The organism is Knoellia sp. S7-12 (assembly GCF_040518285.1).
GTDB lineage: Bacteria > Actinomycetota > Actinomycetes > Actinomycetales > Dermatophilaceae > Knoellia.
This window is the reverse complement of sequence record NZ_CP155449.1, coordinates 2,112,370-2,128,183: the sequence shown is the minus strand read 5'-3', so window position 1 is coordinate 2,128,183 and position 15,814 is coordinate 2,112,370. Positions and strand designations below refer to the sequence as shown.

Annotated in this window: 23 protein-coding genes and 1 pseudogene; 8 read left to right on the top strand and 16 right to left on the bottom strand. The window is 68.0% G+C overall.

What is annotated here, in order from left to right; genetic code table 11:
• Positions 1-51: 51 nt before the first annotated feature.
• On the top strand, positions 52-816 hold the full coding sequence (locus V6K52_RS10245; RefSeq protein WP_353950015.1) for a HipA family kinase: 765 nt from the start codon (positions 52-54) through the stop codon (positions 814-816).
• Positions 813-1,190 carry a DUF3037 domain-containing protein gene (locus V6K52_RS10240; RefSeq protein WP_353950014.1) on the top strand — a complete coding sequence of 126 codons (378 nt, stop codon included), beginning with the start codon at positions 813-815 and terminating at the stop codon, positions 1,188-1,190. Before V6K52_RS10245 ends, V6K52_RS10240 begins: the two co-directional genes overlap by 4 nt.
• Position 1,191: 1 nt before the next feature.
• Here V6K52_RS10240 and V6K52_RS10235 read toward each other — a convergent pair whose 3' ends face one another.
• The 6 genes from V6K52_RS10235 to V6K52_RS10210 form a co-directional block, all read right to left on the bottom strand.
• A complete protein-coding gene (locus tag V6K52_RS10235) occupies positions 1,192-2,001 on the bottom strand; it encodes an RNA methyltransferase (RefSeq protein ID WP_353950013.1) in 810 nt (269 codons plus the stop codon).
• Positions 2,002-2,025: 24 nt separating this feature from the next.
• Positions 2,026-2,748 (bottom strand): sulfite exporter TauE/SafE family protein, encoded by a 723-nt coding sequence (locus V6K52_RS10230; protein ID WP_353950012.1) that lies wholly within the window; start codon positions 2,746-2,748, stop codon positions 2,026-2,028.
• Positions 2,745-3,533, bottom strand: a complete 789-nt coding sequence (locus V6K52_RS10225; RefSeq protein ID WP_353950011.1) for a sulfite exporter TauE/SafE family protein — start codon at positions 3,531-3,533, stop codon at positions 2,745-2,747. Before V6K52_RS10225 ends, V6K52_RS10230 begins: the two co-directional genes overlap by 4 nt.
• Position 3,534: 1 nt before the next feature.
• Positions 3,535-4,725, bottom strand: a complete 1,191-nt coding sequence (locus V6K52_RS10220) for an SPFH domain-containing protein (protein ID WP_353950010.1) — start codon at positions 4,723-4,725, stop codon at positions 3,535-3,537.
• Positions 4,726-4,740: 15 nt separating this feature from the next.
• A complete protein-coding gene (locus V6K52_RS10215) occupies positions 4,741-5,193 on the bottom strand; it encodes an NfeD family protein (RefSeq protein WP_353950009.1) in 453 nt (150 codons plus the stop codon).
• A 128-nt stretch (positions 5,194-5,321) separates the two neighbouring features.
• Positions 5,322-6,104 carry an ABC transporter ATP-binding protein gene (locus tag V6K52_RS10210; protein WP_353950008.1) on the bottom strand — a complete coding sequence of 261 codons (783 nt, stop codon included), beginning with the start codon at positions 6,102-6,104 and terminating at the stop codon, positions 5,322-5,324.
• 42 nt (positions 6,105-6,146) lie between these two features.
• On the opposite strand from V6K52_RS10210, the gene V6K52_RS10205 reads away from it, so the two are divergent.
• The gene (locus V6K52_RS10205; RefSeq protein WP_353950007.1) at positions 6,147-6,911 is read left to right on the top strand and encodes a hypothetical protein; all 765 of its coding nucleotides are present in this window, start codon (positions 6,147-6,149) and stop codon (positions 6,909-6,911) included.
• On the opposite strand, the gene glgA is transcribed toward V6K52_RS10205, so the two are convergent.
• Entirely contained in the window at positions 6,890-8,080 is a 1,191-nt protein-coding gene (glgA, locus tag V6K52_RS10200; protein ID WP_353950006.1) for a glycogen synthase, read from the bottom strand. The genes V6K52_RS10205 and glgA overlap by 22 nt on opposite strands.
• Before the next feature lie 79 nt (positions 8,081-8,159).
• On the opposite strand from glgA, the gene glgC reads away from it, so the two are divergent.
• From glgC to V6K52_RS10185, 3 genes and pseudogenes are all read left to right on the top strand, one after another.
• Entirely contained in the window at positions 8,160-9,413 is a 1,254-nt protein-coding gene (gene glgC / locus V6K52_RS10195) for a glucose-1-phosphate adenylyltransferase (protein ID WP_353950005.1), read from the top strand.
• Positions 9,410-9,658 (top strand): annotated as a pseudogene (locus V6K52_RS10190) (LLM class F420-dependent oxidoreductase); the annotation flags it as partial. The gene glgC and the pseudogene V6K52_RS10190, both read left to right, overlap by 4 nt.
• A 415-nt stretch (positions 9,659-10,073) precedes the next feature.
• Positions 10,074-10,325 carry a helix-turn-helix transcriptional regulator gene (locus V6K52_RS10185; protein ID WP_353950004.1) on the top strand — a complete coding sequence of 84 codons (252 nt, stop codon included), beginning with the start codon at positions 10,074-10,076 and terminating at the stop codon, positions 10,323-10,325.
• A 436-nt stretch (positions 10,326-10,761) separates the two neighbouring features.
• On the opposite strand, the gene V6K52_RS10180 is transcribed toward V6K52_RS10185, so the two are convergent.
• Together V6K52_RS10180 and V6K52_RS10175 are read right to left on the bottom strand one after the other, a co-directional pair.
• Positions 10,762-11,028, bottom strand: coding sequence for a hypothetical protein (locus V6K52_RS10180; protein WP_353950003.1), 267 nt, complete (start codon positions 11,026-11,028; stop codon positions 10,762-10,764).
• A 10-nt stretch (positions 11,029-11,038) separates the two neighbouring features.
• Positions 11,039-11,185: a hypothetical protein gene (locus V6K52_RS10175; RefSeq protein ID WP_353950002.1), complete on the bottom strand. Its 147-nt coding sequence runs from the start codon at positions 11,183-11,185 to the stop codon at positions 11,039-11,041.
• Positions 11,186-11,492: 307 nt separating this feature from the next.
• Between V6K52_RS10175 and V6K52_RS10170 the strand changes: the two genes are divergently transcribed.
• Together V6K52_RS10170 and V6K52_RS10165 are read left to right on the top strand one after the other, a co-directional pair.
• The gene (locus V6K52_RS10170; protein WP_353950001.1) at positions 11,493-11,858 is read left to right on the top strand and encodes a hypothetical protein; all 366 of its coding nucleotides are present in this window, start codon (positions 11,493-11,495) and stop codon (positions 11,856-11,858) included.
• A gap of 97 nt (positions 11,859-11,955) precedes the next feature.
• The gene (locus V6K52_RS10165; protein WP_353950000.1) at positions 11,956-12,654 is read left to right on the top strand and encodes a hypothetical protein; all 699 of its coding nucleotides are present in this window, start codon (positions 11,956-11,958) and stop codon (positions 12,652-12,654) included.
• A gap of 157 nt (positions 12,655-12,811) precedes the next feature.
• Here the strand turns inward: V6K52_RS10165 and V6K52_RS10160 are convergent, their stop codons facing one another.
• The 7 genes from V6K52_RS10160 to V6K52_RS10130 all read right to left on the bottom strand — a co-directional run bounded on the left by V6K52_RS10160 (position 12,812) and on the right by V6K52_RS10130 (position 15,790).
• Complete coding sequence (locus V6K52_RS10160; RefSeq protein WP_353949999.1) at positions 12,812-13,324, bottom strand: hypothetical protein; 513 nt, start codon at positions 13,322-13,324, stop codon at positions 12,812-12,814.
• Positions 13,325-13,417: 93 nt separating this feature from the next.
• A complete protein-coding gene (locus V6K52_RS10155; RefSeq protein WP_353949998.1) occupies positions 13,418-13,726 on the bottom strand; it encodes a hypothetical protein in 309 nt (102 codons plus the stop codon).
• Positions 13,723-14,061 (bottom strand): hypothetical protein, encoded by a 339-nt coding sequence (locus V6K52_RS10150; RefSeq protein WP_353949997.1) that lies wholly within the window; start codon positions 14,059-14,061, stop codon positions 13,723-13,725. Before V6K52_RS10150 ends, V6K52_RS10155 begins: the two co-directional genes overlap by 4 nt.
• Positions 14,062-14,086: 25 nt before the next feature.
• Positions 14,087-14,614 (bottom strand): hypothetical protein, encoded by a 528-nt coding sequence (locus tag V6K52_RS10145; protein WP_353949996.1) that lies wholly within the window; start codon positions 14,612-14,614, stop codon positions 14,087-14,089.
• A 136-nt stretch (positions 14,615-14,750) separates the two neighbouring features.
• On the bottom strand, positions 14,751-14,951 hold the full coding sequence (locus V6K52_RS10140) for an HNH endonuclease signature motif containing protein (RefSeq protein ID WP_353949995.1): 201 nt from the start codon (positions 14,949-14,951) through the stop codon (positions 14,751-14,753).
• Between the two features lie 138 nt (positions 14,952-15,089).
• Complete coding sequence (locus V6K52_RS10135; RefSeq protein WP_353949994.1) at positions 15,090-15,407, bottom strand: hypothetical protein; 318 nt, start codon at positions 15,405-15,407, stop codon at positions 15,090-15,092.
• A complete protein-coding gene (locus V6K52_RS10130; RefSeq protein WP_353949993.1) occupies positions 15,404-15,790 on the bottom strand; it encodes a hypothetical protein in 387 nt (128 codons plus the stop codon). The genes V6K52_RS10135 and V6K52_RS10130 overlap by 4 nt, the downstream gene beginning before the upstream one ends.
• Positions 15,791-15,814 lie beyond the last annotated feature (24 nt).

The window sequence follows — 15,814 nt, the reverse complement described above, 5'->3', positions numbered from 1 at the left end:
CTCCTCGCGTGGACGTCCGTTCGACCCTAGCCCCTCCCGTAACCTGTGAACGTGCTGCCCCACATCACTGCGACGAGGTTCGTCACGCCACTGCGCGAGGGAGGATCCCTCCCGGGAATCGTCGAGGCTTCCGACGACGGCACCTATGTCGTGAAGTTCCGTGGCGCCGGCCAAGGGCTCAAGGTTCTCGTGGCCGAGGTCATCGTCGGTGAGCTCGCCCGACGACTGGGGATCCGAGTCCCCGAGATGGCCGTCATCGACATGCCACCCGCGATCGCCCGCTATGAGGCCGATGAGGAAGTCCAGGACCTCCTCAATGCCAGCCCGGGTGACAACCTCGCTGTCGACTTCCTTCCCGGGTCCTTCGGCTACGACGGCTCCCGTCCGCCGAGTGCCGAAGAGGCCGCCGACATCGTCTGGCTCGATGCCTTCACGGCCAACGTCGACCGCACCTGGTCCAACCCCAACCTCCTGGTCTGGAACCGCGACGTCTGGGCCATCGACCATGGTGCGGCGATCTGGTTCCACCACTCGTGGCCCAGTCGCGGCGCCGATGCCAGTAGGTTCGCCGGACAACCTTTCGACACGTCCGAGCACGTGCTCGGAGACGTGGCCGGCGACCTCGCGGCGGCCCATGCCCGTGCGACGGCGACCATCACGCCCGACCTGCTTGCCGAAGTCGTGGGACTCGTCCCCGACGAGTGGCTCGAGCCGGCACCCGGTCTCGACGACCCGGAAGCGGTGCGCACGGCATACGTCGAGCACCTCAGTCGACGACTCGAGAACGCCAGCGTCTGGTGGGAGGCGGCACGATGAGCCACCCCTACCAGTACGTCGTCCTCAAGTGCGTGCCGCGCGTGGACCGAGGCGAGTGCCTCAATGTCGGCGTCGTGCTCTTCTCGCAGTCTGCCGGCTTCCTCCAGGCGGCCTGCCACGTCGACGCTGAGCGGCTGAGGTGCTTTGCCCCCGATCTCGACATCGATGCCGTGATCGACTCATTGGCGGTCGTCGACGACGTGTGTGCCGGCACCGACGGCGGCGGGCGTCCACGACTCGCGACACCGGGCAAGAGGTTCGGTTGGCTCAGTGCGCCGCGCAGCACCGTCCTCCAGCCGTCCGGCGTGCACGGTGGCACCGCTGAGGACCCTGCCGCTGAGCTGCAGGCGTTGCTCGACCGCCTCGTCCGCTAGGTCAACGGACACGCAGGGCCCAGGCAGCGACGGCGCCGGCCGCGGCCACGTTGAGCGAGTCCACTCCCCCGGACATCGGGATCGTGACAACCATGTCTGCGCCCTCGACGGCGCGTCGACTCAGCCCATCGCCTTCGGTGCCGAGGACGAGCGCCAATCGTTCTGGCGGGTGGGCTGCGAGTTCGTCGAGCCCGACGGCGTCATGGGCCAGAGCGAGTGCTGCGACCGTGAAACCGCTGTCCCGCAATAGATCCATGCCACCGGGCCACGGGTCGATGCGTGTCCAAGGAACCTGAAAGACGGTGCCCATCGACACCCGGATGGCCCTGCGATAGAGCGGGTCTGCGCATCGGGGCGTGACGAGCACGGCATCCAACCCGAGGCCCGCGACACTGCGGAAGACCGCTCCGACGTTGGTGTGGTCGACGACGTCCTCGAGGACGAGCACCCGCCGCGCGCCGGCGACGACATCCTCGACGCTGCGCAACTGAGGGCGCTGCATCGAGGCGAGTGCGCCACGGTGGAGGTGGAATCCGGTGAAGCCCTCGATGACGTCGTGGTCGGCCACGAAGACGGGTATGCCGTCCTGCTCGGCTTCACGGACAAGGTCGTCGAGGTCAGTGAGCCAGCGCTCCGCCATGAGATAGGACCGCGGCCGGTGCCCGGCCGCCAGAGCCCGCCGGATGACCTTCTCGGACTCGGCGATGTAGAGGCCGCGCTCAGGCTCGGTGCGACGACGCAGCGCCACGTCAGTGAGGGCGACGTAGTCGCGGACGCGGTCGTCGGTGGGGTCAGTGATCCGAATGGGCACGAGGTGAGGCTAGGAGGTGTGCGCTCAGAACACGAATGCGCGCAAGAGGATGCTCACCCCGGCGACGACGCAGAAGCCGAGCACAGCTCGCCGCAGCCGCTCCGTGTCGAGACGGGAGCGCAGAGGTGCGGCGGCGGCATACCCAAGGAGAATGAAGGGGATCCACGCGAGACCCGAGAGAAGCTGGTGTTGCGTGAACTCGCCGGCGATCCCCAGGGCAGACGTCGAGATCACGGCTCCCAGGAGGAAGAAGGCCGCGAGCGTTGACCGGACCCGATTGGGTTTCTCGTGTTGCAGGACGAGGGCCAGGAACGGTCCGCCGATGCTCGTCGCCGTCCCCGTGATGCCCGCCAGACTCCCGGCTGCGACCGCCGTGCCCGGAGTGTTGCGGATCCGGATGGACGTGAGCGACGTGGCCACCGTCAGCAGGATGAGAACCGCGACGATGACCGAGATCGAGCGCACCGAGAGCAGGGCTACGACGGCGACCCCGACGGGAGTGAGCAACAGTCGCCCGAGCAGGGCCCACGACAGGGAGCGCCAAGCGATGTCGACCGGAGCCAGCCCCAGCTGAACGACGGGCAGTGAGAAGCTCGTGACGAGCAGTGCCCCTGGCATGAGGTCGGGGGCGAACACGACGATGAACGGCGCGGCGACCACGGCCATACCGAAGCCGATCGAGGACTGCACGAACGCCCCGGCAAACAGGGCGGCCCCGAGTCCCAGGACGACGGGCCAGTCGATCACGAGAACCAGATCATCCGCGCGATGGCGACGAGTCCGATGACGATGATGACGGAGCGCAGGACGGTGGGCGGGAGCCGCCGTCCGACCCGGGCCCCGAGGACGCCACCCAGCAGGGAGCCTGCGGCGATCAGCCCGGCCACGCCCCAATGGACCTGATCGGGCGCGACGATGATGAAGGTCAGCGCGGCGACGCTGTTGACGATCGTGGCCAGGACGTTCTTGATGCCGTTGAGCCTTTGCAGGGTTTCGCTCGTCAGCGTCGTGAGGATCCCCATGAGGATGACGCCCTGAGCAGCTCCGAAGTAGCCACCGTAGATCGCGGTCGCGAAGACACAGAACATGAGCACGGCTGCGCGCCGACCCGAGTGCTCATCGAGCGCGGTCGACGTTGAGTCACCGCGCCGAGCCGTCGACCACGCAGTGAGTCGTGGTCCGAACGCGACGAGCAGAACGCCGAGGCCGATGAGGACCGGGACGATCGCCCTGAAAGCTGCCGGGTCGAGGACGAGCAACAGCACCGCGCCGCTGATGCCGCCCAAGAGCGACATCGGCGCCCAGCGGAGGAGCGTGCCCATGGCACCACGAAGCTCGTGGCGGTAGCCCCACGAACCAGTGAGACCACCCGCCACGAGCCCGATGGTGTTGGAGACGTTGGCCATCACCGGCGCGTAGCCGAGGAAGAGCAACGTCGGGAAGGTCACCAAGGTCCCGGAACCGACGACGGTGTTGATCGTGCCGGCGACGACGCCGACCGCAAAGATGAGCGCTGCCTCGGCGGCGCCCACCTCAGCTCTCGCGCGGCGGAGCGGGGTCCGTCGGCGGAGCGGGGTCCGTCGGCGGGGTGGGCTCCGCCTGCGGGGCAGGGTCCGCCTGCGGCGTCCGCGGGGGAACGGCGTCCGCCGAAGGCGTCAGGGGCGGCTGCTGCCGTGCCGGGGGTTGCGCATGGTCCTTGGCCTCACGCGAGGCTTGGCCCGCTTCGCCCCGGGCCTCGGCCAGCGCCTGGGCCGGGTCCGCGAGGACGGTGTCGTCGAACACGGTCTTCATCTCTTCGGACGGCTCCCACGGCTCGGCGTCGTCGTCAGTGAAACCGCCACCGTTGCCGCCGCCTTGGCCGTCGCGACCGAGCATGCCGCCGATGCCCTTGAGGGCGTCGGTGAGCTCGCTCGGGATGATCCACATCTTGTTGGAGTCACCACGGGCGATCTGCGGGAGCACCTGGAGGTACTGGTAGGCGAGGAGCTTCTGGGTCGGCTTGCCACGGTGGATCGCGTCGAAGACCTGCTGGATGGCGCGAGCCTGGCCCTGGGCCTCGAGGACCCGGGCCTGTGCCGAACCCTCGGCGCGCAGGATCTGGCTCTGCTTCTCACCCTCGGCCGTGAGGATGTTCGACTGCTTCGCGCCCTCGGCGGTGAGGATGATGGCGCGGCGCTCACGCTCGGCCTTCATCTGCTTCTCCATGGACTCCTGGATCGACATGGGCGGGTCAATCGCCTTGAGCTCGACGCGGTTGACGCGAATGCCCCACTTGCCCGTGGCCTCGTCCAGGACCCCGCGGAGCTGGGCGTTGATCTGGTCGCGGCTGGTCAGGGTCTGCTCGAGGTCGAGCGAACCGATGACGTTGCGGAGCGTGGTGACGGTGAGCTGCTCGATGCCCTGGATGAAGTTCGCGATCTCGTAGACCGCGGACTTGGCGTCGATGACGGAGTAGTAGATGACCGTGTCGATGTTGACGACGAGGTTGTCGCTCGTGATCACCGGCTGCGGCGGGAACGAGACGACCTGCTCACGCAGGTCGATGTTGGCGCGCACCTTGTCGACGAAGGGCACGAGGAAATGTATGCCGCCCTCGAGGGTGGCGTTGTAGCGCCCGAGGCGCTCGATGATGAGCGCGGTCTGCTGCGGCACGATCCGCACCGTGCGCACGATGACGATGACGGCAAAGAGCAGCAGCAGGCCCAGAATGACAAGTTCGATCATGAGATCCCCTAGTGGTCAGTGGCGGTCGGCGGCGACGATGGCCGTCGCACCGTGGATGGCGATGACGCGCACGTCGTCGCCCGGTCGCAAGGACTCAGCGCCCTCGGCGACCCGGGCCGACCACGTCTCACCTGCGAGCTTGACGCGCCCGTCGGTGTCGGTGACGGTCTGGAGAACGCGAGCCTCACGACCCACGAGGCTCGATGCCCCGATGGTGTTGTCGTGAGCACCGTCGGTGAACTTGCGCTTGACCATCGGGCGTACGACGAAGAGCAGCAGTGCGGCGACGAGAATCGCGATGATGACCTGCACCGTGAGGTTGCCACCCAGGCCAGCAGCGAGCCCTCCGGCGAGTGCGCCACCGGCAAGCATGACGAAGACGAAGTCGACCGTTGCCGCTTCGATAGCGGCCAGGATCAGCGCCACCCCCACCCAGGCAACCCACGGGTTATCAGTGAGCCACTCCATGACACTCCCCTTTCGTGCCGTCGCCCTCGACGGCCTCTGTCAGGTCAACGATCCCATGAGGCCCAACGATCCCATGAAGCACATGGCAACAAGGCCAACTGGTCACGATCGCGCGGCGGCAATGTCACTCAGCGGGACCACGCGGCATACCGGGAACCGCGCTTCTCCAGCTCAAGCGGAAGGCCGAAGGTCTCGCTGAGATTCTCGGCGGTCAGGGTGATCTCGATCGGCCCCTGGGCGACGACGCGCCCCTCACGCAGGAGGAGGACGTCGGTGAAGTGGGGCGGGATCTCTTCCACGTGGTGGGTCACGAGGATGAGTGCCGGAGCCGTGACGTCCGCAGCAAGGACACCCAGTCGCGCAACGAGGTCTTCTCGGCCACCGAGATCCAGCCCAGCAGCCGGCTCGTCGAGCAGCATGAGTTCGGGATCGGTCATCAGGGCGCGAGCAATCTGGACGCGCTTGCGCTCGCCTTCCGACAACGTGCCGTAGGTCCGGTCCACGAGGTGGGCCGCGCCGAGCGCATCGAGCAGCTCGCCGGCACGCGCGTGATCGAGCGCGTCATAGCTCTCGCGCCACCGACCCACGACTCCATAGGACGCGGTGACGACGACGTCGCCCACCCGCTCGTCCCCGGGGATGCGCTCCGCCAAGGATGCGGACGCCAGCCCGATCCGCGGACGCAGCTCGAACACGTCGACCGCTCCGAGGACCTCACCGAGCACGCCCGCGACGCCGCGCGTGGGGTGGATGCGGCCCGAGGCCAGCTGCAACAACGTCGTCTTGCCGGCGCCGTTGGGACCCAGGATGACCCATCGCTGGCCCTCCTCGACCTCCCAGTCGACCTCGTCGAGCAGTGTCGCTCCCCCGCGGACGACAGTCACGCCCGCCAGCGCCAGCACATCACTCATGACCGGAACCCTAGTTGAACACCGCGTGCCTACGATGACGGCATGCCCGAGCTGCCTGCATCTGTTCGGATCGCACTGTGGGTCACGTCCGCGTGGGCCCGGGGCGAGACCCTCGACAGCGCCATCGAGTCGGCCCTGCCCGACATCGACGCGGTCGGGTCCGGCGTCCACACCCTCGACCTGTGGCACGACCTCGGTGAGCGCACGGTCCTCGTGTCATTGCCGACGAGCGGCGACATCACGAGCCTTCCCTTGTCCGGGGCCGACGCCCGGGCCGCTGCGGTCGACGCCGAGGAGTGCCTCGTCGCGCCGGGCCTCGGAGCGTTGCTCGTCCCCACGTGGTCGACGTTCGGGGCGCCCGGGGCCACGGGAGCAGACACGGGCACCCGACTGGACTGGACGGCATACGACTGCGATCCCGTCCCTGTTCACCGGGTCGAGGCACTCGACCCACGCGAGTCCACCCGGCTGCTCACCATGACGGTCCTCGAGATGACCGCACGGCTCGACGCTCTCGGCGGTCAGCCATTCGATGCCGTCTCAGCCCGAGAAGCACTCCCGCGCGCGGGCACGTGGGCGCTGCCCGACGAGCTCCCCGGTCCGGCGTTGCGGGCGATCACCTTCGCAGCAGCCATCAGCACAGCCGCCGCGGCCGGGCTCGACGGACCGCAGGACGGCCCCGACGGGCGGACCCTGCAGGGACGGCTCGATGTGCTGCGCGACCTGCGACGCGTGGCCGAACGGGCCCTGGTCGACGCGACGAACGCCGGCGTCGCCGCGGTCGCTCACCCGAGGACGTCGCGATAGACCGCGAGGGTCTCGTCGCCGATGCGCGCCCAGGAGAACGACTCCACAGCCCTGTGACGTCCGGCCTGTCCGAAACGCGTGGCGCGATCGGGGTCTGACACAGCCGCGTTGAGGGCAGCCGCAAGGTCAGCGACGAAGCGGCCCGAGTCGACAGGCGTCCCGGAACCGTCCTGCACCTGGTCGATGGGAACGAGCCACCCGGTCTCGCCGTCGACAACGACTTCGGGGATGCCCCCAGTCGCAGTCGCGACAACAGGCAGCTCACACGCCATGGCCTCGAGGTTGACGATCCCGAGCGGCTCGTAGACCGACGGACACACGAAAACCGTTGCAGCAGAGAGCAATGCGATGACCTCGGCGCGTGGCAACATCTCCGGGACCCACACAACGCCATCTCGCGTCTTGCGCAGGTCTTCGATGAGCTTCTCGACCTCGGCCTTGATCTCGGGGGTGTCCGGCGCTCCTGCGAGGAGCACGATCTGCACCTCGGGCGGGAGCTCAGCCACCGCCTGCAGGAGGTAGGGCAGGCCCTTCTGTCGGGTGATCCGTCCGACGAAGATGACGCTGGGCCGGTCGGGGTCGACGCCGTGACGTCGCACGGTGTCAGGATCCTCGGCGCGCTTCCAGAGCTCGCTGTCGATGCCGTTGTGGACGACCTTCACCTTGGCGGGATCGATCGACGGATAACTGCGCAGGACGTCCTTGCGCATGCCGTCGCTGACCGCGATGACTGCGGCGGCACCTTCGTATGCCGTCCGCTCGATCCACGAGGACAGCCGGTAGCCGCCACCGAGCTGCTCGGCCTTCCATGGGCGCATCGGCTCAAGACTGTGGGCGCTGACAACGTGGGGCACGCCTTCGAGGAGCGAAGCCGTGTGCCCGGCGAAGTTGGCGTACCAGGTGTGCGAGTGCACGAGGTCGGTGCCGCTGCAGTCGGCGGCGATCGCCAAATCCACGCCCATCGTCACGAGCGCCGGGTTGGCGCCCTCGAGAGCCGCCAGGTCGGCATACCCCGTCGTTCCGTCTTCATCACGAGGCGGACCGAAGGCGCGCACGCGAACGTCGATGTCACCACGTTCGCGCAGGGCCCGGGTCAACTCGGCGACGTGCACCCCCGCCCCGCCATAGATCGTGGGTGGGTACTCCTTGCTGAGGATGTCGACGCGCACGCCCTGACCCTAGCCACGTGCCGTCCTCAACGCGAGACGCCGGTCACATTGTGGCGCTCGGTCCACTAGGTTGAGGCGCATGGCATACCGCAGCGGTGGACCCAAAGTTCTCGTCATCGTTCTCGCAGGTGGGGAGGGCAAGCGACTCATGCCACTCACTGCGGACCGCGCCAAACCGGCGGTGCCGTTCGGCGGCATCTATCGGCTTATCGACTTCGCCCTGAGCAACGTCGTCAACTCCGGCTACCTCAAGATCGTCGTGTTGACGCAATACAAGTCGCACAGCCTCGACCGTCACGTCACGAAGACGTGGCGCATGTCGACGATGCTGGGCAACTACGTCGCGCCCATCCCGGCGCAGCAGCGGGTGGACAAGTCTTGGTACCAGGGCAGTGCGGACGCGATCTTCCAGAGCCTCAACACGATCACCGACGAACGCCCGGACATCGTCGTCGTCGTGGGCGCCGACCACGTCTATCGCATGGACTTCTCGCAGATGGTCGACCAGCACGTCGAATCCGGCGCCGGAGTCACCGTTGCCGCAATCCGTCAGCCGATCGACATGGCCGACCAGTTCGGCGTCATCGAGGTCGAGGAGGACGACCACACGAGGATCAAGGCCTTCCGAGAGAAGCCGTCCGACCCTCACGCCCTTCCCGACTCCCCTGACGAGATCCTCGCGTCGATGGGCAACTACGTCTTTGACGCTGATGTCCTGCAGGAGGCCGTCACCCGCGACTCCGAGGACCCGGACAGCACGCACGACATGGGTGGTGACCTCGTCCCGGCGCTCGTGAAGCAGGGCTCGGCCTACACCTATGACTTCAAGAAGAACGTCATCCCCGGTGGCACCGAGCGCGACAAGGGCTACTGGCGCGACGTCGGGACGCTCGACTCCTACTTTGACGCCCACATGGATCTCATCTCGATCCACCCGATCTTCAACCTCTACAACTACGACTGGCCGCTGTTCACGAGCTATGGCCCCTACCCGCCGGCCAAATTCGTCCACGGCGCCTCTGGTCGCTTCGGTGAAGCCCTCAACTCAATGGTCTCCCCCGGCGTCATCATCAGTGGTGCGCGCGTGAACTCCTCGATCCTCTCCCCCGATGTCCGGGTCCACAGCTACAGCGAGGTCGACGACTCGGTCCTCCTCGACGGTGTCGACATCGGTCGCAACTGCCGTGTGCGGCGGGCAATCATCGACAAGAACGTCCACCTCCCCGAGGGATCGTCGGTCGGCTTCGACGCAGAGCAGGACCGCGCCCGCGGGTTCACCGTCACTGACTCCGGCATCACCGTGGTCGGCAAGGGCACGGTGCTCGAGTCGTGAGCCGAGCGCGCATCGGCGTCCAGATCCAGCCGCAGCACGCGGCATACGCCGACATCCGGCGGACCTGCGCGATGCTCGAGGAGATGGACGTCGATGTCTTGTTCAACTGGGACCATTTCTTCCCGCTCAACGGTGACCCCGACGGTGCGCACTTCGAGTGCTGGTCCATGCTCGCGGCCTGGGCCGAGGCGACCGAGCGCGTCGAGTTCGGCGCCCTCGTCACCTGCAACTCCTATCGCAACCCGCACCATACCTATTGCGTCGCCTGACGGCGTGTAAACGCGGCCTAGCGGACGAGAACCGACGTCGGGCGCTCGACCGTCAAGCGCCGCGCGTCTCCCCGTCGAGCCGGACTTGCGGACTACCTGTGGTCGCCGAGGAGAGCGACGTCGGGGGGTCCATCGCACTCAGGCGAGCCGCATTTGATCGCGATGATCGTCACGGCGCCGACCTCGCGGTGGTCGAGGCGCTTGATTACTTGAGCGGGTCCAGAGCACAGGGGGCAGAGGGCGACTTGATCGGTCATTTGGCAAGCGTAGGGCGGGATCCGACGTCTGCACGCTTCGCCGCGGTCCCACCAGCGGATCGGGTGCCCGCTGAGGGTTCGTTCCTGTCGGCTTGAGAACTGTCCGTGCCCGGGCAGGCTCGTAGTGTGGGCATATGAAAGCAGCGAATGCCCGCACCGTAGGCCATTTAAGTCTGACGGTCGCTGCACAGATCCGGGCAGAGCGTGCCTCAGCGGGCCTGACGCAGGACAAGATCATCGCGGCTTCGGGCGTCTCGAGGTCGACTTACCTGCGATTGGAGTCCGGGAAGCGGCCCGCTGATATCACGCAGATCGGGGGCATCTGCGACGCTCTCAATCTGGACCTCGTCACGTTCTTCGAGCGCGTGAAGGAGAGGATGGGGTGACACGCCCCGCGACAGGGGGCGACGCTTGTCGGATCTGCACCCATGCGCAGAGCCCCACTCGCGCTCAGAAACGCGGTCTAGGTTCCAAGCCCACAGACCGGGGCCAAAGCGTCATGCGGGGTCAGGCCCGCTAGTCGGTTGAGCTCCGCTCAAGAACCACGACCGCGCAGCCACCACCCTCGACGGCGGCTCCAAGGTAGGAAACGTGAGCGTCGGCCATGTATTGAGCCTCGTCTCGACTGTCGGCATTGCCGTGCGTGTCGTGCTCGTCGCAATACCAGAGCCAGCCTGCGACCGTGCTAGCACAGATACCGGACTCTGCAGGCTCGTACAGCGCATCGGGGTTATTTGTCGTCATTCGCGAAGGATGACACGTCAAAGAGGCCCGGGCATCGAAACCTGTCAAGTCGTGTCGAGGGGAGGACGGGGCCAACGGTCACATGGCGCGGAGGCGAGCGGTCACGGTGAAGGTCGCGAGCGGCGAGCCGTCGTCGGGGTCGAGCGACGGGAGAGCCCGTGAGCCGCCCGCGAAGCCACGCGAGGCCGCGTCGCCGCCGTAGGCCAGGAGGTGCGCGCGGAGGCGCGAGGCGAGCCCTGAGGCGTCGTGAGCGTCGGGGGCCCACACGGTCACGCGAACGACCGCGTCCTCGGACGCGGGCCACGCGCCAGTGCCCGCATCGCCATCGTCCGCGACGAGGGGCACGGGAGCCGCGCTATCGCGGGTGCGGGTCGTAGCGGGAGCCGTCGACCTCGATGACGTCTTCGGCAAGCGCGTTGCCGGGGACGCGGACCTCGAGACGGACGAAGTCGAAGTAGAGCCGCGAGGCGGTCACGACGACGGCCACGCCGTCAGAGGTCATCTCGGTCGAAGACGACGTCTGAGCCCACGCCGGGAAGGGCGAGCCGCCTGGAAACCGTAAACGGCCTCATTCGTTGGATGACAGCAACGTTGACAGCGACGCGGCGGGATGACTGCAACGGAGGCCCGCTATCGCATCACGCTGCAACGCGAAAAGCGGAGGCGGTGGCCCTGCGGCGGCGATGGCGGCACGGGCGCGAGCGAGGGCCGCGGCGAGTTCGGGGGTCATCCCCTGAGAGTAGGCAAGGCCCCTCCCCCGAGGCGGGCCGTGCCCTAGCCTGCGAGGACCAACGACGAGGGGATCTCACATGGCACAACTCACGGACGCGAGCCTCAGCACCAAGGGCGGGCTACTCCTCACCTATACGGTCGAGGGCACCCTCCCCGACGCGGGCCATTGGCTCCTGTCGACCACGGTCGTCGGCGGCGAGAACGGCCCCATTCATCAGTACGGCGTGAAGGTGGTCGACGGGGCTCACGTCGCGTCCTTCGACTTCGACCACGTCGCGGGAAGACAGCACGATGCGCCGGGCGTCTCCCTCTCGCGGATCGGCGATAAGACGACGGTCCGCTTCCCGCTTGACGTCGAGGCCGTCACTCCCGGCGCGAAGTGGCAGGCGGACCTGGACGTGAACGGCCACGACTCGGGGAGCGTCGAGGGCGTCGTCGAGTAGTACGAACTGCGTGTAAAAGACGAATGGCCCTGTCCCTCGAGTGAGGGACCGGGCCATTTCTCATCGCGCGACGGCGGTGCCGCGACAGACTGCACACATGACGTATCCGACCGACGAAGAGCCGCCCCTCGTCGGCGAGACGATTGCGCGGATGGCGCTCTCGGTCGTGCCGTTCGGCGGGGCCGTCGACATCATGCTTGAGGACACGCGGAAGCGACTCGCCTACCGCGTGCGGCAGACCGTCGAGGAGATCGTCGACGAGACGGGCGAGGACGTGCTCGCAACACGACTCGCGGAGTCGCCGGACGTCGAGGCAGTCTTCGTGCAAGGCATCGAGGCAGCGACACGGACGGGCTATGAGGCGAAGCGGCGCCTCCTGAGCCGCGTCGTAACAGCGGCAGTGCTCGACGACGCGAGGATCGACGAGGGCCTCCTCGTCGTCATGGCACTACGTGATCTCGACGCGCCGCACCTCCGCACGTTGGCAGTGATGCGGCGCGCCGTGGCGGAGGCCGAAAGAGAGGACGCGTTGCTTCCTCCCGAAGTCAAAGGCGACGGCGCCTTTCCTCCCAACCGACTTATTGACGCCGTCGTAGGCGCGATAGCGACCGCCACGGCAGAGATCCCGTGGGTAGTGATCGCTGGACTGACGCGCTCTGGCGCGCTGGAACCGCGAGGCACGCTCGGCAGCATCGAACGATCGCGAGCCGAGCACTTCCAAATCTCGCACTTCGGCGAACAACTACTGGCGCACCTGAGTGAGGTAGGAGACTCGGCGAGTCCGCCCTCAATGTGACGCCGTCGCGGCGGACGGTGCTCGGCGTCTAGTGCGTGTGAACGACGAAAGGCCCCGCCCCTCTGGAAGAGGGACGGGGCCAGTCTTGCGCCGTGCCGTGGGCGGCGCCTACGCCCTACTGCGTCGGCTACGGCGTTGTCGGGGGCACGGTCAAGGGCTACGCGGAGAGAAGAGCCTCGAGGGCGTCGTCGAGGGACTGCTCGGCGGCGTCGTCGGTGTCCTCGTCGAGGACGGGTTCGGGGTCGGGGGCCGATTCCTGGTGGTCGTTGAGGGGCTCCTCTGGGAAGGCGTCGGGCGTGTGCTCGAGCCATCCCTCATGGACGGCATCTGCGACCGCGGCGAGGTCCGCCTCGACGACGACGCGAGCCCACTCGCGAGAGTGGAGAGCGTCCTTGGGCGAGTCCACGCGGCGGCGAGTGGAGACCTCACGGGCGAGCCCGACGAGGACGGCCTCGCACACTTCGAGAGAGCCGAAGCGCGAGTAGGCGCGCTCGACGCGGGAGCGGCGGCGGGCGTCCTCGAGGAGGGTTGCCGGGTGTCGGGCGTAGCGGTCACGACGAGGCGAGGGCGGGTGATGGCCTCGGCGCCTGATCGCCTCAGCGGCGATGTGGTGGGAGTTGGTGCCCGCCATGACATGCAAGGCTCGGGGCGGCGGGACAAAGTCGGTCATGGGTACTCCAAGAGGCTGTGGGTGGCGCGAACGCGGCCCACCTCGAGGAGGAGGGCCGCGGCGGCGTCGAGGATCTCGTCGGCGGTCATGGCGTCATAAGGGGATGACATCGGGGGCGGGCTCGGGGGCGGGCCTGAGCCAATCGACGCCGTCGAGGCGCGCGACGATGTCGGCCCGGCGAAGACGCGGAGAGGCCACAGAGATCCACGCCGATTGGGCCAGTCCGGAAGCGGAGCCGGAGGCGCTGTGCTCCTCGGCATAGTCGAGACACGCGGCGGTGAGGGTCGGCAGTGACCAACCCTCGCGAGGTTCGCGGGCCGTGAAGGGCGGGAGGTCGACCCGCCCGCAACGGACGCGGACGACAGAGGACGCGGGGTGGTGGCCGGAGGGGCGAAGACTCATGACGCGGTCCCTGTTCTCCCGTGGCGCACTCGTGCGGCACGGCGTGCCTTAGTCGAACGGGTGTCGGCGGCGTCGGTGCGGAGCGATTTGAGGATGGCCGCGGAGGCGGTCCTCGACAAGCGAGCCTCGATCATTGCGGGACTCACGGTTGGTTGCCCCTGTGAACCGACGGACATAGGCCCGTGCTCGCGGGCGTAGGCGTCGAGGAGGTCCGCCGCGGCGGAGAGTTCCGCGGCCTCGAAGAGGGTCGCTAGCGCGGCGCCTTGAAGATCAGGGATCTCCTCGATGACGGCCTCGAAGATGTCGCGGGTGCGGGCCTGCCAGTGAGCGGGCAAGTCCCATGCATCGGCAGGGGCAGGGTCAGAGTCGGAGGGAGCGGAGTGATCGGTAGCCACGGGAGGGCCTCCTAACGGGGGAGGTGAGAGGGGCGGCGTTGTCGACGGCCTCGAGGGCCTCGGCGGGGTCATAGACGGCGCGCCTGGACTGGTCGGGGGCGATGATCAGGAACGCGGGACGGGCACCGATGCCGACGGTCGTCGGAACGATGGTGTGGCCTCGGTGATTGACGACGCCGGAAGGGCTGCGCGTCGCGCCCTCGGGGAGTGGGGCTGTGCGGAGGGCATAGGTCGGATCGTTGACGAGGCGGCGGTCGTGTGCGTCGTGGCGGGCTCGGCGACGCGACGCGGTCGCCTCGCGGTGAGTGCGTTCACGGGCCGCGCGAATGCGACGGACGTCGTTCGCCTCGGCGTGCGAGAGGAGGCGCGTCTTCGCGGCCTCGGTGAGGTCGTTGTAGATGGCGCGGATCTCGGGAGACTCCTCCTCAGGAGGCGTTTCGACGGCGTCCTCAGGTGCCTCGGGGCCGTCGGACGGGGGCGGTATGGGGCTCATTTGGGCTCCTAGAAGTGGATTGAGGGCGGTAGCGAAATAGGGCACACCAGCAGCGTTTAGCAGCGGCGGGGGCAGACGCCATACCTGACGAGGAGGAGGGCGACCGGGGAGGGGAGGGGTCGGGATCGTTCTCGGGTCAGAGCAAGCCTGGATGACGCTCGGGCGGCAGGCGGCGGGACTTGAGACGGCGAGCCGCGAGGCTCTCCTTCTGCGTCTTGACCTTGTGGCACGCGACGCACAACGCCTGCAAGTTGCGCGGGCTGTGGTCGTTGTTCGGCACGATGTGATCGCACTGATTCGCGGGCGCTAGACAACGCGAGCCCGTCGACTTAACCATCTGGCAACGGTGCCCGTCGCGGGCTAGGACGTGGCCGCGGATGGCGTGCCAGTTGGCGGGGCGGGACTGTGAGCGGGGGGATGGGTTACGGGTCCATGACATAGGGGGCCTCTTAGAGGGGTCGTTGAGAGGAGGGGCTCAGGCGGCGCGGCGGGCTCGCAGGTCACGCCGGGCCTCGAGTCGCTCGACGGCGTCAGCCACCTCGGCGCGGCACCTGTCGTTGAGGAAGGGCCAAGCCGCGGAAGCGAGATCCTCGGCACGTCGGCCTTGTATGCGGACCGCGAAGCCGGAAGCGCACGGCACGACGCGGAGATCGAGGGCCGCGGCGGCTGCGGTGGCGAGGGCCTCATCGGGCATGAAGAATGTCAGCCGGAAGCGGGGCGTAAACGCCTTGCCGCCCGTGAGGGTGGCGCGACCGTAGGCGTTCATGAGTGTGGCGATGTCCTCGGGTGTCATGCCCAATCTTCCGGCGCGAGAACGGGATTGGGGAGGGACACGGCAGTCATGCCACGATCACATCGCCGCTGAGAGACGGCGTCGACGACCGCGTCGAGGTGCTCGAGCCGGGCGAGACTCATGAGCGGGCGGGCCGCATCGACGAGGGCGACCGCGGCGAGACCGCATACCTCGAGGCGATACCTCACGGGGCGGTCGCCGCGGGCGGGCTGAGCGACGACACGGCGACCAGCGGACCCGGCGAGGGCGGTCGCCTCCTCGAGGTCGGGGAGGTCGAGACGGAAGCGGAAGCGGGCCGGGACGCGGCGCGTCGGCGAGCCGGTGCCCTTGATGCCAAACGATCCGCGGGTGGCGATGAGGTCGAGGAGAGCGGGAGAGGCCATGAGGTGAGGGCTCCTGAGGGGGTG